Origin of the sequence: Anabaena sp. FACHB-595, from assembly GCF_048568275.1 — a bacterium.
Lineage (GTDB): Bacteria > Cyanobacteriota > Cyanobacteriia > Cyanobacteriales > Nostocaceae > Trichormus.
On record NZ_CP183473.1, the window covers coordinates 2,638,279 to 2,653,033 of the forward strand.

Here is a 14,755-nt window from a genome sequence, read left to right on the forward strand (position 1 = left end):
ATGAACAATGATGCTTAAATTAAGGCTCGGCTAACTACTTATTATACCCAATGTTCCATCTAATCCCCTTCCATAAGTGTTTATACTGAACTGTTCTGTATAATACCCTAAATTCCAGTATTATACCGAATCTTTCCTTATAAACAACCTTTTTAAGTGGTTTATACGGAAAATATTCCATATAAATCTTCATACAGGGTTATTCAAAAGAACTATTCCGTATTTTAGATGGGGATATTTGATTTTAAATAAACCAGGACTTACGCAAGTGTCACAATCGATATTTGGTGCGTGACGCTATAAATCTCATGACTACGTTCAAATACTTTTGCAGCGTCACACACCCTACGTGAAAAATATGCCAGTTGCGTAAGTCCTATAAACTTAATAATTAATTGGGATGTTGGGAATTCGTCAACGTTTTTTTGCTAATTCAAGAACAGCGATCGCTATTGTAACTCAATGACTCTCCAGATACCGATATCAATGTTTGAAAATAAGTCTCCTGACCTTGAATGAGGAGTTCCCGAAAGATACTTAAATATCAAAACTTTAACACGAAGAAAAAAGTTTGAATTTAATTAAATCCAATCTCGATCATCAGTCGTCTTAGTAAACAGATGCGTCACAATTGACCACTCCAGTACCCATCTCAGGTCAGCATTGTGGCAGCATATTGCAAATTAAACAGTTTTAGTCTGAGAATAGGAAGAATTTTATGCACAAACGCGCAAACTTCTTGCTCAAAATTTGTTTGAGCAGCCTGGTTTTTACTGCATCAATATTAGCAACAACCACAGCCAGTATTTCTGCAACCGAAGCTAAATCATCAATTACAAAAGTTGCTCAGGTAAATCCATCTACTGCTACTAGCAACTCTGTAGGCGGGCCGTTAGCTAAAGAACTTCAAGGAAAACCAGTTGTAGTAGACGTGTTTGCTACTTGGTGTGCTGGCTGTAAGAATATTGCTCCTACTTTGTCACAGTTGAAACAGCAATATTCTGGTAAGGTGAATTTCGTGGTTTTGGATGTCACTGATAGAGCCAAACTCAAACAGACAGAAGCAATGGCGCAAAGATTAGGTTTGGGTAAATTCCTAGCAGCTAATAAAAGTAAAACCAGCACAGTTGCGATCGTTGATCCTGCTACTGGTGACATTTTAGCCCTGTACCAAAACAATTCTAATAAAGCTGACTACACCAAAATCCTCGAAACCGCTTTGGCGAAAAAGTAGTTCAATTATGCCTTTGCCTCATCTTTAGGGGCAAAGCTAGCTTTTTATTTTCAGTAAATCCAACTTTGATGCTCAATCGTCTTATCAATAGATGCTCCACAATGTACAGTTCCAATTTCTCATCTCCAGAAAACAGGTGAAAAATGAACGCCAAGACTGATTGTGGCAGGATTACACAATTAAAGCGTGAGGAGAATACCCAATGTACAAAAACAAATTTTTTCTGAGCCTACTGTGTTTGAGTGGCCTGCTTCTGACTGTATCATGCAGCCCACCAAAATCAGATAATATTGCTCAAAATCAAGCTCCATCAACTGCAAAGGTTGCTCAAACAGATCCTGGTGCTGGTAAAGATGCTGCTAAATTAACCTCTGTAGGAAACCCTCTAGCTCAAGAACTTCAAGGTAAACCTGTATTGGTAGATGTGTTTGCTACTTGGTGCGCTGGCTGCAAGAATATTGCTCCTACTCTGTCCCAATTAAAACAAGAATATTCTGGTAAGGTGAATTTTGTGGTTTTGGATGTAACAGATAAAGCCAAACTCCAAGAGACACAAGCGCAAGCCGAAAAATTGGGCTTGGGGAAATTCCTAGAAGCTAATAAAAGTCAAACAAGTACTGTGGCGATCGTTGATCCGGCTACTGGCAATATTTTAACAATCTTCAAAAATAATCCTAACAAGGATGACTACACCAAAATACTCGATACTGCTCTAGCAAAAAGTTAGTCTGCATCTCTTCATAGCTTAAGGCTAATTTCATGAAACCAATATCTCAGTTGTCAACTGAGCAACCCCCCTCCCGCCATTCTAAAATCTCCAAGAAATGGCTAGTTTACGGTGGATTGGGATTGCTCTCCCTCGTTATAGTTTTGACTTTGGGGCCTGTAATCAGTCATCCCATTGAACGGGTAATTTCCATTGTGGAAAACCGTTATCAGCAGTGGTTTAATCAACAGGACACAGCAAATCCTTTGGTGTTGTTACCTTTGGCGTTTGTTGGTGGGTTACTTGCTAGTGTATCTCCCTGTATTTTGGCACTTTTACCAGTCAACCTGAGTTACATCGGCACACTAAAAATTAAATCCCGTTGGGATGCTTTTAGTAAGGCTGGCTTGTTTGTCTTGGGAGCAGTAACAATTTTAAGTCTGTTTGGTTTAGTCTCATCCTTTGCTGGCGCAGTGATGGTGGAGTATCGAGGCTATATCAATATAGTTGTCGGATTAATTATGGCTGTAATGGGTTTGTGGTTGATGGGGGTGGTAAAAATACCCCTACCGCAGATGAATGTGAATCTCCCCCAGGCTGGCCCTTATGGAGTGGGTTTGACTTTTGCTCTGGTGAGTTCCCCCTGTGCTAGTCCGGTGCTGTTTGCGGTGCTGGCGGCTGCTGCGGCTACAGGTTCGCAAGTTTTGGGGACGCTGACGATGGTTAGCTATGCTCTGGGTTATACTCTCCTGATTTTCCTGGCGAGTTTGTTTACGGGAATGGCGAAACAAAGTAACAAGTTGTTGAAACATTCCGAGGGAATTATTCGCTTTGGTAGTGTGGCACTGATTCTAACTGGGGCATATTACCTATTTACTGGTACTCAATGGTTTGTGGGAGGTTAATCATGGTCGAGGATCTGGTGATTATTGGTTCTGGCCCGGCTGGTTATACCGCCGCCATCTATGCAGGACGCGCTCAACTCAAACCTGTGGTATTTGAAGGGTTCAGTGCTGGGGGAATCCCCGGCGGCCAATTGATGACCACCACTGAGGTAGAGAATTATCCTGGTTTTGCTGAAGGAGTTCAAGGGCCAAAGTTAATGCAGCAAATGCGCCAACAAGCATTACGCTGGGGTGCTAGGTTGATTACTGATGATGTAATTGCTGTGGATTTTACCCAATACCCATTCCTGATAGCTTCTGCGGATTTATTAGAAGTGAAAGCGCGGGCTGTGATTATTTGCACGGGAGCAACTGCTAAAAGATTACATTTGCCGGGTGAGGAGAAGTTTTGGAATAACGGCATTTCTGCCTGTGCAATCTGCGATGGGGCAAATCCTTTGTTTGCGAATGCAGACATTGCTGTGGTTGGTGGCGGAGATTCGGCTGTGGAAGAAGCACTTTATCTAACTAAATATGCCAGTAAGGTTCATTTATTGGTAAGGAGCGATCGCCTGCGGGCTTCTAAGACGATGCAGGAGCGTATATTTAATCACAGCCAATTTCATATTCACTGGCATAGCTTACCCATCAGTGTAGATGGAGATGAGGTACTACGTAGTGTCCAAATTCGAGATACACAAACAGGTGGAGTTGCCGATTTAACCGTGAGTGGATTATTCTACGCCATTGGTCACACTCCCAATACGCAACTGTTTCAGGATCAATTAGAACTGGATGAAGCCGGCTACATCAAAACTCAGGGTAAGAGTACAGCTACTAATATTCCGGGCATTTGGGCGGCTGGAGATGTTCAAGATCACGTTTATCGTCAAGCAATTACCGCAGCTGGTACGGGTTGCATGGCAGCGCTGGAGGCTGAGAGGTGGTTGTCAGAAAGGCAATTGTCTCCGGCGGACGGAACACCAACCCTTGTTTCTTTCGCTGCGTAAATAGTATTTTTTATCACAATTACAAGGAGATAAATATGCAGAAAACTTTTACTATTGATCAAACTTTCTTCACAGGAAAAGAAGCTTTTGACTGGTTGATGCAGGAATCCGATCAGCTAATCATTGTCAAATTTGTAGCTCCCTACTGTCCTTCCTGCGAAACGCTTAAACCTGTCCTACATCAAATAGCTGAGGAAAACACAGGTAAATTGCATTTGGTTGAACTTGACATGAGCGAAGAACCTGAATTAGCGATTAACTTTGGTGTCAGAAGCGCACCAACAGTAGTATTACTTAAACACCAGCAAACATTGGCACAAATTGCAGGCTTGAAACCTAAGAAACAGTACACCGAAATGATTCAATCTGCGCTCTAAGACAGGTGGATAAATGTCTATAGCCTTATCCCGTCTAGATTCTTAATTTTGTAGCTTTAGCTTCCCGTAGGGTATTTTGAGTTTTGAATTGACAATGAGTGGAGGTGTGCTGTTCGGCGTAGTTTGGGGGTCAATCTATGTAGCGATCGCCGCAAATTTGGGAGCAACTTGGGCTTTTCTCATTGGACTTTACTTGTATCGGGATGTAATTTGCAGGATGATTCAGGGTAATGTTAAGTTCAAAGCGATTGATAAAGCAGTAGCACAGGAAGGATTCAAAATTGTCCTCCTGTCTTGCCCTTCAAGCTGTTAAATTACGCCTTTGGTGTGACTCAGAAAGCTTTAAACACAACTGTTTAATCGGGAGAAATCACCCATGTTACAACCTACAAGTATTAATTTGATAATTCTCCAAAGTCACAAGAGAACTATCGCAGATATGCCAACCAGGAACTGGCAAAAGTTGATTAGGCTTGTTTTCCTGATGCTGCTGGCATTTGGTGTTACCTTAATATTGGCTACAGAACCAGCTTTTGGACAAGAATCGGCTCAAAACGCTCCAGGGTTTAATCCCCAAGCATGGTTAAAAAATGCTTTGCAGTGGATTGATGGTCTTGGTGCTGTGGGAGCATTAGCATTTATCCTCCTTTATATCATTGCCACTGTTGCCTTTTTACCAGGATCAATCCTTACTCTCGGTGCAGGTGTGGTCTTTGGCGTGGTTTGGGGTTCGCTTTATGTCTTCATTGGTGCAACTATAGGTGCTACCGCCGCTTTCTTGGTCGGACGTTATTTGGCTAGGGGATGGGTTGCTAAGAAGATTGTCGGGAATCAGAAATTTCGGGCGATTGATGAAGCGGTAGGTAGAGAAGGGCTGAAAATTGTACTATTAACGCGACTTTCTCCTATATTCCCTTTCAATTTGTTGAACTATGCCTATGGCGTAACAGGAGTTTCCCTCAAAGATTATGTTCTTGCTTCCATTGGCATGATTCCCGGTACAATTATGTATGTTTATATCGGTTCTTTAGCTGGTAGTATTGCCACTATTGGTACTGAATCTCAACCTGGGAATCCTGGCGTACAGTGGGCAATTCGGATTATCGGCTTTATCGCTACGGTTGCTGTGACAATTTATGTGACTAAAGTTGCTCGCAAGGCTTTAGAAGATGAAGTTTTAGAGTCCACAAACGATGATGAAAATAAACAAATCAACCTGAATTAGTTAATCAAAGACTTATTTCGTAGTTGGGGACTTTATATTGCCAAAGGTGCATTTGAAAAAGAATCTCCTTTATTTTGTGAACCTGGGTTTTTCTTAGTTAAGCCAGACGGCACACTTTTCTATGCTGCCGTAAATAGCGCACCTTTTGGTAGTCCACCCATATCAGATATGCTCTCTGCTATTGACTTTATTTTGCTGACCCATCATGCCACACCCGGCCATACCCCCAAAGAAGGTAGTAACTATGTTTGCAATACCTTGTCCTTTGGCTTATTGGTTTTTATCACTAGGGGCGTCTTGTGAGTTCATCTACTAATGAAGCGGTTAAGAACGAAATTTGTGACTCTTGATACTCATTTTATAGTTAAATTAATGATATTATTTCTCATCTATCTATTTAATAAACAAATCCAAAATCCCAAGTTTCATGACCTTTGTTTTACAAGAATCAGCAGATTGTCATCATTTATGGTCTACAAATCTGGTGAACAATTGCACCTCTTTTCAACCAAAAACTTACGAATTTCCGATAAATGACCCCAAGGGAATGAGTCATGGCTATAGACGTTGGTATCATCTGCGTCCGGGAATTTCTCTTTTGGTAGATGACTATACTCTGCATGATGACTTGGTGATCAAGACATCTTCTACTCAACCAATGAAATATTTAGAACTGAGTTTTAGTCTTTTAGGTAATAATTATAATGAAAGAGTGTGTTCTGGGCAAAATTTTTTATCTTGCTATACAGATTCGGGTCAGGAATATTTGATTGAATGGAAAAATCAAAATAGAATTTTAAAATTTGATATTCATATTGAATGGTCTATATTTAAAAACCTCATTACCAATCAAATTGATTTATTACCTTCACCATTAAAAGATGTCATAAAAATAGAAGATGATGAGTTAGATTATCTACATATAGATATGACAACACCAAAAATGCAGGGTATTATACGTGAAGTTTTACACTGCCCCTATCAAGGTTTAACTAAGCAATTATATTTAGAAGGGAAAATATTAGAATTACTAGCGTTGCGGTTAGAAAATTTCACGGAAAAATCCCAGCAACGAGCAGCTAAACAACTTAAACCCTATCAAGTAGATAGTATTTATCAAGCTAGAGGTATTTTAATTAGTAACATTAATCAACCACCCTCTTTATTATCTTTAGCTCGTCAAGTCGGCTTGAACGACTGTATTTTAAAAAAAGGATTTCAAGAGATATTTGGAACTACAGCTTTTGGCTATTTGCACAAATACCGTATGGAAAGAGCAAAAGAACTATTGCGGGAATATCAAATGAATGTTAACCAAGTTGCTCAAGCTGTAGGTTACGAATCACGTAGTTCATTTGTTAGGGCTTTTTCTAAACAGTTTGGTGTTAGCCCTAGTGCTTACATTCCCAGAAGTTCCGTCTGAGCAACAAAAAGTTCCGTTTGGGACACACTCCTAGCTTTCGCCGTCTATGTAATTACTGTAAGATATTTGACAATTATTATTAATAATAGTGTGCGGCACTGCTGGATAGATTTAGTCTTGGTTAGTGTTGCAGATTGTTTTGCGTCTGAAAGCATGGAGTGTGGGGTAGGATGAGGACTGGCAACGAATTATTAAGTTGTTTATGTTTAGGTGCTGTATTATCCATCTTAATAGCACATCAATCGGCAAGGGCAGAGGATCAGCAAAAAGTCACCCACAGTAGTATAGTTCAGTCGAATAAGTTAGCACAAACACCAGCAACGGGAGTTATCACTGGAGTCGAACTCAATTTAACAAATCAAGAACTAGAAATAATTTTACAAACAAAAAATGCAGATAAGTTAGAAACTGTGAATCGGAGTGAAGGGAATAGTTTTATTGCTGATATTCCTAATGCTCAGTTAAATTTGCCATCTGGTAGGGAATTTCGGCAAGAAAATCCCGGTAGTGGTATTAGTTTGGTGACAGTCACCAATATTGATGCAAATACTATCCGGGTGACGGTAACGGGTGAGACGAGTTTACCCAAGGTGGAATTATTTGATAATGATGAGAGTCTAATTTTTGCTGTGTTTCTCCCAGACTCTACGCGAACAAACATCTCTCCTACTCCCACACCCCCAACGAGTGAAACCCCATCGGAACAGCCAACAGCAGATAGTGATGACCCGATCGAGTTGGTGGTGACAGCGACAAGAAGGGAGGAGGATATACAAAATGTACCGCGATCGGTGACGGTGATTACCCGTGAGCAACTCGAACAGCAAACTACTGTTAATCGTGATTTAACCTCGATACTTGGTAATACAGTTCCTGGTTTGGGTGCTAGTGCGGAATCACAACAAAGTTTTGCTCAGACTTTGCGGGGAAGACCACCTTTGATCTTAGTGGATGGAGTACCCATTAGTTCCAATATCGATAATGATACATCGGTTGCTAACTTACGTCGGATTGATGTTGGGGCGATTGAACGGATCGAAGTGGTGAGAGGGCCGAGTGCTGTTTATGGTGATGGTGCTGCGGGTGGGGTGATTAATATTATTACCCGAAGACCTGACCAAGACAGAGTAGTTTCCAACGCAGAGATTGGTATACGTTCCGTTGGTAACTTCAAATCTGGTAGTTTTGGTAACTTTGTTAATTACGGTATTTCTGGTCAGCAAGGAGGGGTAGATTTTATCGCATCCTTTACCCGCGATAGCTTTGGAACACCCTTTGATGCAGAAGGCGATCGCATTCCATTATTTGGTGACGCAGAAGCAAATAGTGCTTCAATTAACGTTTTAGGAAAATTGGGTTTTCAATTGGGTTCGGAACAGAGATTGCAAATTACAGCCAATTACTTTAATGATGATCAAAGTAATGATGTAGATTATGATTTAACTGTAGGACAAATACCAGGAATACAAAAAGCACGAGCTTTAGATCAACCAGTTGAATTTATCAATTCTACAAATCCTTTTAACCGAGGAACAGTAATTCAACTTGATTACACCCACAATAATATCCTGAATAGTCAACTACAAGCCCAGGCTTATTATCGTCAAACTAAAACAGCCGCAACCCTGTTTGATAACCGCATATTTGATCCAGATAGCATTTTAGATATTGGTCGTTCGGTAGTTACCTCAGAAAGATTTGGGGGACGTTTGCAGTTGGATACACCTTTATCCAGTAACTTGAACTTACTGTGGGGTGCAGATTATTCAAGTGAAGATAGCAAAGGAGATTACGATTTATTCGATGTTGACGAATTTGACAATAGTGGTAGAAGAATAGCACGAAAAATCGGTTCATCAATTCGTATCGCTCCTTTTACTATTCAAAACTTGGGTTTATTTTCGCAAGTAAAATGGGAAGCCAGTGAAAATGTATCCCTGAGTGGTGGAGTACGCTATGAAAATATCAATGTGTCTGTGATTGATAATTGGGTGGATGGACAAACTGCATTATCTTATCGAGGTGGGGAGAAAACTTTAGATGATGTGGTATTTAATGCTGGAGTAGTTTACAAAGCTACACCAACAATTAGTCTATTTGCTAATTTTGCTCAAGGCTTTTCACTTCCTAATATTTCCCGGATAGTACAGCGTCCCCAACCAGGTTTCAATTTTGCGGAAGATGTGGAACTATCCGCACCACAAAAAGTTGATAGCTACGAATTAGGAATTCGCGGACAGTGGAGAAATTTTCAAGCTTCTCTAGCTGGATTTTATAGTTATTCCAGTTTAGGAACTACAGTACAATTTGAAGATTTTGGTAGCGATTTTAGAATTTTACGCGCTCCTCAACGCAATTATGGTATTGAATTAGCAGTAGATTGGCAACCGAGTGATAAATGGAAGTTGGGAAGTACATTAACTTGGAGCGAAGGGGAAAGGGAGGACTCAGAAACAGGTGAATTTGTAGCAATTACTGGCTATGAAATTTCACCTCTGAAACTCACAGCATATTTGGAAAATGAAACTTTACCTGGTTGGAATAACCGACTGCAAGCATTATATATTGGTAATAGAGACCGTGCTTTTGATGCAGGAATTGACCCAATTGGTATAGACAGTTATTTGGTCATGGATTTAATTAGTAGTTTGAAACTTGGTAATGGGACGCTGAGTTTGGGTGTCAGGAATTTGTTGAATAACCAATACTTAAATGTCGTTAGCCAAATTAATGGAGGTTATGACGATTCCTATGCTGTCGCTTCAAGAGGGCGAACTTTCACCTTAAATTATCGTTGGAGTTGGTAAGCAGAGAAAACCAAAAAAATATTCCAAATTGACAGTTTAGTAGGGTGTATCAGTATAAATAATTTCTTGATATACTTGTTGGGATTCCTCGCACTGATGCACCCTATATTTGTAATATTTTTCTCTGGAAGTCCCTAGCAGTTAATTATCACCAATTGCTGTGAAGGTACACATTATTTGCTCACTGTATAATTATGTATATCTTCGCAGCAAAATAAAATTCAAGGTTGATGAAAAAAAAGAAGATTTGGGCTTTAATTTGGAGAAAGTCTGCTTTTAGATGGTTATTAATATCTATTTTTACCGCCATCATAATTTCAGCTTGCAGCTATAACGTAAGCAAGGATGAGAATGGCAAAGTAAAGACTGTTAAATCACATTTCACACCCTGTTACGTAGTGAAGCACAAAATGGGAGAAACCTGTGTTCCCCAGAATCCTCAACGTATTGTTGTTTTAGCTCAAACTACTTTGGCAAATGTTCTAGCTTTAGGTGTGAAACCAATTGGTATACTAGGTGCTGATTTACCTACCTATCTCCAACAAGCCAGGGATATTCAAGTAGTTGGTGAGGGATGGGAACCTGATGTTGAAAAAATTTTGCTGCTTAAACCCGATCTGATTCTTGGCAAAGAGTACCATCGCACACAATATAATACATTATCACAGATTGCTCCAACGGTACTCTTGGAATGGAACGGCACACCTTCTTGGAAACAGCATTTAGAAGATGTTGCCCAGGTTTTAAATAAAACAGATCAAGCCAAATCCTTAATGCGAAATTACCACCAACGGCTGGAAGAATTTAAAATAAAAATGGGCGATCGCCTGAAAAATCTTCAAATTTCCTACATCGATATATTGGTAGGTTATATCTGGTGTGATGTGAAAAATTCCTTTGCAGGGACGATTCTAGCAGATGCAGGTTTACAGCATCCTTCTGCTCAAGAAGTTGTGACTAAAGGTGGATACATTACATTTGGTTTAGAAACCATGCCAATGGATGCAGACGGAGATGTAATTTTTACTAGCCATTGGATGGATGAAGATGGTGCAAAAGCTTTGAAAAGAAATCAAAATAACCCTCTTTGGCGCAAACTCAAAGCCGTAGAACAGAACCAAGTATATGTTGTTAATCGTCACTTTTGGCGAGGTTCAAATATTCTTGCTGCTCACAAAGTCATTGATGATTTATTTAATTATTTAGTAGATGCGAAAAGTTAACGCGCCCAAGGCTGGGCCTAGTCCATTACTATTTAACCCGCCCCTAATATCTTGGAATTACAACCTATTGCCAGATATTTGCTACTTACTTGCAGGGTTATGTCAAAAATTAATCACACTCTCCGTCTATGGTTCAAAACTCTCCGTCTACTATGTAGACTTACGCTTCGTAAATTACATAAACTCTTTCCACAGAAAGTTGCAAATTACTTGCAGTATTGAGTTTGACTTTGTGGAGTGAGGGGTATGGAGTCTCGACCATCGAAAGAAATTATTTCAGCCGGGATTGTCTTGGCACTTGTATCATTGCTTTTACAACCAGCTGTTGCGGAAACCAAATCACATCATTCTATCAGTACGGCGAAGTTACTACTGGCACAACAAAGTGATGTTTCATCTGTGCAAGTGACAGGCGTAAAAGTCACTAATACAGATAAAGGTATCGAAGTGACTTTAGAAAGTTCTAAACCAGAAGCACTGCGACCTGTGATTAAAAGTGCAGAGAATAATTATATTGCAGATGTCCCTAATGCAGTCTTAGCACTACCGGAAGGTAAAGAATTTAGCATTGCTAATCCAGTAAGCGGGATTGTATCTGTGATTGTTACTCAAGCTGATGCTAATACTGTACGGGTAACGGTAACAGGTGAGACGGGTTTACCAACAGCAGAATTATTTGATAGTGAAGAAGGTTTAATCTTTGCACTTGCTCCTATAGCTTCAACGATACCAGCACCAGAACAACCAGAACAGCCGACAAGTGAAACACCACCAGCACAACCAACAGCAGAAAATAATGAACCTATTGAATTGGTTGTTACAGGAAACCAAGACCAGTATCGTGTAGAAGAGTCATCAACTGCAACTAAAATTGATGCTCCCCTACGTGACATTCCCGCATCTGTTCAGGTAATTCCCAAAGAAATTATCCAAGATCGCCAAGTGGTGAGGCTGAATGAGTTAGCTAATAACGTCAGTGGCGTACAACAGCAATCGGGTTACGGTGGACTATCGTCTTCAGGTTACTTTATTCGCGGTTTTGAGTCAGGTTTTGAAGGGCTGCGTAACGGATTTAAAGATTTTGGTTTTACCAGTCCTCGTGATGTCGCTAACATTGAACGAGTTGAGTTTCTCAAAGGCCCTGCATCAGTCCTGTATGGCAGTGCTAATAACCCTGGTGGTGTCGTGAATACAATCACCAAGAAACCTTTACCAGACCCTTCTTACAGGGTAGGTATGACTATTGGCAGTTATGACTTTTATCGCCCCACAATTGATTTTACTGGGCCCTTAACAGACGATAAATCGGTATTATACCGCCTGAATGTTGCCTATGAAAACTCTGGTAGCTTTCGAGATTTTATTGAAAACGAAAGTTTCTTTATATCTCCTGTAGTTACAGTCAATATTAGTCCAAAAACCAGCATGACTTTTGAGTACGAATATCAAAAGTATAACTATACATTTGATAGGGGCTTGTTACCTGGAAACACGTTTTTCCAAATTCCTATCAGCAGATTTTTAGGTGAACCTGGTTTCAATAACGCTGAGTTTATATCCAATGTATTTACCTACAATTTAGAACACCAATTCAGCGATGATTGGAAATTCCGTCAAGGATTTAATGTCACTAGTATCCGTGGTAATACTCGCATAGCACGTAACACCAATTTTTCTGAACCTTTTTTAGAAGACGATGGACAGACACTTCCACGTACATCTGAGACATCAGATGAAGAACAGGAAAACATTTCGCTGCAAACCGAAGTTAGCGGTAAGTTTAATACAGGTTCTATCCGTCATAATGTTTTGTTAGGAGTAGAACTAGCAAAATACAAATTTACTTACGATTTTTTCAGCGCACCAATTGCCAGTATAGACATATTTAATCCAGTGTATGGCGCGCAACCAGGAACATTTGATAGGTCTTTTGCTGGAGAATATGGCGGTGATAATTTGGCAGTGTATTTCCAGAATTTGATTGAATTTACACCTAATCTAAAATTATTGGCTGGTGGACGCTTTGATTGGATAGATTCTTTTGACAGAGATCCAGTAAGCAATACTGTGAATAATGAAGTTTCAGAATCCAATTTTTCGCCGCGAGTAGGTATTGTCTACCAACCTACTAACTCCACTTCACTCTATGCGAGTTGGACAAATTCTTTTAACCCGCAATTTTTTGGACGTAGCCGTACAGGTGAGTCGTTTAAGCCAGAAACATCGGAACAATTTGAGGTTGGCATCAAACAAGAATTTTTTGACAAGCGACTATCAGCCACTTTGGCATATTTTGACATCACTAAAAACAATGTACTCACTCCTGATCCTGTAGACAATAATTTCAGTGTTCAAATTGGTGAGCAAAAAAGCCGTGGTTTGGAATTAGATATTGCAGGTGAAATTTTACCAGGATGGAAAATCATCGCTACCTATGCTTATATAGATTCTTCTGTCAGCAAAGACAATGATTTAGAACGGTTAAATGATCGGTTATCCGGAGTACCATTTAATAGTGCTAGTTTGTGGACAACTTATGAATTTCAAAAAGGTAGTTTGGCAGGGTTAGGATTTGGTTTAGGGCTTGTTTATGTAGACGAACGGGAAGCTACTCTGCCAAATACGATCAAAATCCCCTCTTATGTCAGAACTGACGCTAGTATTTTTTACCGCCGAGATAACTGGCGAGCAGCCATAAATATCAAAAATTTGTTCGATACAGAATATTATGAGTCTCAGAGTTTTTATTTAGTGCCGGCTGCACCGTTGACTGTATTAGGAACAATTTCTTTTGAGTTTTGATCTAGTTCATGAAACATACACAGCCCTTAAATTAAATTAGGGCTGTTTCATATCCAAACTTCTTATGACAGCAGAAAATGAAACCTAAATATCGATACAAGTATATAAAACTACTCTTAGTAATTACTTTAACCATAGTATTTTTTAAAGGGTGTCATAGCTTTTTAACACAAAATATATATTCATCAAATGAATATGTAAAATCAACAGAATGTCGAATAATTAAACATAAATTAGGCGAAATTTGTATTCCTCTTAATCCGCAACGCATTATTGTGACTGACCCAGAAAATTTAGAGATATTATTAGCATTAGGTATAAAGCCAATAGCATCAGCAAGAGCAAATGCAGTAGGTAATAAAGTCAACATATTAGATAAGGATAAAGTTGATGGGATTATTAATTTAGGAAAAGAAAGCCAAATAAATCTTGAAAGGATTATCCAGCTAAACCCAGATTTAATTCTAGGTTTTTCATACAGTTCTCAAGATTATAAATTACTTTCACAAATAGCTCCTACAGCTTATTTTAATTATACAGAAACAGACTGGAAAAAAACTTTACTAGAAGTTGCAGAAGTAGTTAATAAAACAAAAAAGGCGGAAAAATTATTAGAAGAATATCAACACAGAATTGAAGATTTAAAATTAAAATTTACTCAAAAAAATAAAAACACAAAAATTTCTGTAATGCGATTTTATACAACTATTCAATTTACACAATTTTTGAATGAGTTATCGTTTCCTGTCAGCATTTTAGAGGAATTGAAATTATCTATCCCTCTGGCACAACGGCAAGTTAGTAGAGGTGCAAATGTCAGTTATAACAATGTTAGTTTAGAACGTGTAGATTTACTAGAATCAGACGCGATGTTTATCGCATTAGATCCAGGTGCAGAAGAAAATTTTCAAACATATCAGAATAGTCCTCTATGGCAAACACTAAATGTAGTAAAAAATAACCATGTATATACCGTTGATTCTGGTTACTGGATTTTTGGAAATATTTTGTCAGCTAATGCTATTTTAGATGACATCGTTAAATATTTAGTGGAATAATTAATT

Annotated in this window: 11 protein-coding genes and 1 pseudogene; all 12 read left to right on the forward strand. The window is 39.2% G+C overall.

Translation table 11 applies throughout. The features are described 5' to 3' along the window. Positions 1–718: 718 nt before the first annotated feature. The 12 genes and pseudogenes from ACN222_RS10980 to ACN222_RS11035 all read left to right on the forward strand — a co-directional run bounded on the left by ACN222_RS10980 (position 719) and on the right by ACN222_RS11035 (position 14,749). Positions 719–1,234: a TlpA family protein disulfide reductase gene (locus ACN222_RS10980; RefSeq protein WP_010996359.1), complete on the forward strand. Its 516-nt coding sequence runs from the start codon at positions 719–721 to the stop codon at positions 1,232–1,234. A gap of 202 nt (positions 1,235–1,436) precedes the next feature. Further along, complete coding sequence (locus tag ACN222_RS10985) at positions 1,437–1,961, forward strand: TlpA family protein disulfide reductase (protein ID WP_010996360.1); 525 nt, start codon at positions 1,437–1,439, stop codon at positions 1,959–1,961. Between the two features lie 32 nt (positions 1,962–1,993). Then, complete coding sequence (locus ACN222_RS10990; RefSeq protein WP_010996361.1) at positions 1,994–2,845, forward strand: cytochrome c biogenesis CcdA family protein; 852 nt, start codon at positions 1,994–1,996, stop codon at positions 2,843–2,845. Positions 2,846–2,847: 2 nt separating this feature from the next. Next, a complete protein-coding gene (gene trxB / locus ACN222_RS10995) occupies positions 2,848–3,834 on the forward strand; it encodes a thioredoxin-disulfide reductase (protein WP_010996362.1) in 987 nt (328 codons plus the stop codon). Positions 3,835–3,869: 35 nt separating this feature from the next. Then, entirely contained in the window at positions 3,870–4,211 is a 342-nt protein-coding gene (locus tag ACN222_RS11000) for a thioredoxin family protein (RefSeq protein WP_010996363.1), read from the forward strand. A gap of 88 nt (positions 4,212–4,299) precedes the next feature. Then, positions 4,300–4,556: pseudogene (locus tag ACN222_RS11005) on the forward strand (TVP38/TMEM64 family protein); the annotation flags it as partial. Between the two features lie 94 nt (positions 4,557–4,650). Further along, positions 4,651–5,436, forward strand: coding sequence for a TVP38/TMEM64 family protein (locus tag ACN222_RS11010; RefSeq protein ID WP_126987094.1), 786 nt, complete (start codon positions 4,651–4,653; stop codon positions 5,434–5,436). A gap of 427 nt (positions 5,437–5,863) precedes the next feature. Further along, positions 5,864–6,859 (forward strand): helix-turn-helix transcriptional regulator, encoded by a 996-nt coding sequence (locus tag ACN222_RS11015; RefSeq protein WP_419756900.1) that lies wholly within the window; start codon positions 5,864–5,866, stop codon positions 6,857–6,859. Positions 6,860–7,029: 170 nt separating this feature from the next. Continuing rightward, positions 7,030–9,666, forward strand: coding sequence for a TonB-dependent receptor domain-containing protein (locus ACN222_RS11020; RefSeq protein WP_044521275.1), 2,637 nt, complete (start codon positions 7,030–7,032; stop codon positions 9,664–9,666). Positions 9,667–10,076: 410 nt separating this feature from the next. Next, on the forward strand, positions 10,077–10,889 hold the full coding sequence (locus tag ACN222_RS11025; RefSeq protein WP_044521276.1) for an iron-siderophore ABC transporter substrate-binding protein: 813 nt from the start codon (positions 10,077–10,079) through the stop codon (positions 10,887–10,889). 246 nt (positions 10,890–11,135) lie between these two features. Next, on the forward strand, positions 11,136–13,691 hold the full coding sequence (locus tag ACN222_RS11030; RefSeq protein ID WP_044521280.1) for a TonB-dependent siderophore receptor: 2,556 nt from the start codon (positions 11,136–11,138) through the stop codon (positions 13,689–13,691). A 77-nt stretch (positions 13,692–13,768) separates the two neighbouring features. Next, a complete protein-coding gene (locus ACN222_RS11035; RefSeq protein WP_010996370.1) occupies positions 13,769–14,749 on the forward strand; it encodes an iron-siderophore ABC transporter substrate-binding protein in 981 nt (326 codons plus the stop codon). Positions 14,750–14,755 lie beyond the last annotated feature (6 nt).

Excerpts from the sequence above, each read along its gene's own strand:
- ACN222_RS11015 (WP_419756900.1), top strand. The coding sequence starts at position 5,864 with ATGACCTTTGTTTTACAAGAATCAGCAGATTGTCATCATTTATGGTCT.
- ACN222_RS10980 (WP_010996359.1), top strand. The coding sequence starts at position 719 with ATGCACAAACGCGCAAACTTCTTGCTCAAAATTTGTTTGAGCAGCCTG.
- ACN222_RS10990 (WP_010996361.1), top strand. The coding sequence starts at position 1,994 with ATGAAACCAATATCTCAGTTGTCAACTGAGCAACCCCCCTCCCGCCAT.
- ACN222_RS11035 (WP_010996370.1), top strand. The coding sequence starts at position 13,769 with ATGAAACCTAAATATCGATACAAGTATATAAAACTACTCTTAGTAATT.
- ACN222_RS11030 (WP_044521280.1), top strand. The coding sequence starts at position 11,136 with ATGGAGTCTCGACCATCGAAAGAAATTATTTCAGCCGGGATTGTCTTG.
- ACN222_RS10985 (WP_010996360.1), top strand. The coding sequence starts at position 1,437 with ATGTACAAAAACAAATTTTTTCTGAGCCTACTGTGTTTGAGTGGCCTG.
- trxB (WP_010996362.1), top strand. The coding sequence starts at position 2,848 with ATGGTCGAGGATCTGGTGATTATTGGTTCTGGCCCGGCTGGTTATACC.
- ACN222_RS11000 (WP_010996363.1), top strand. The coding sequence starts at position 3,870 with ATGCAGAAAACTTTTACTATTGATCAAACTTTCTTCACAGGAAAAGAA.
- ACN222_RS11025 (WP_044521276.1), top strand. The coding sequence starts at position 10,077 with ATGGGAGAAACCTGTGTTCCCCAGAATCCTCAACGTATTGTTGTTTTA.
- ACN222_RS11020 (WP_044521275.1), top strand. The coding sequence starts at position 7,030 with ATGAGGACTGGCAACGAATTATTAAGTTGTTTATGTTTAGGTGCTGTA.
- ACN222_RS11010 (WP_126987094.1), top strand. The coding sequence starts at position 4,651 with ATGCCAACCAGGAACTGGCAAAAGTTGATTAGGCTTGTTTTCCTGATG.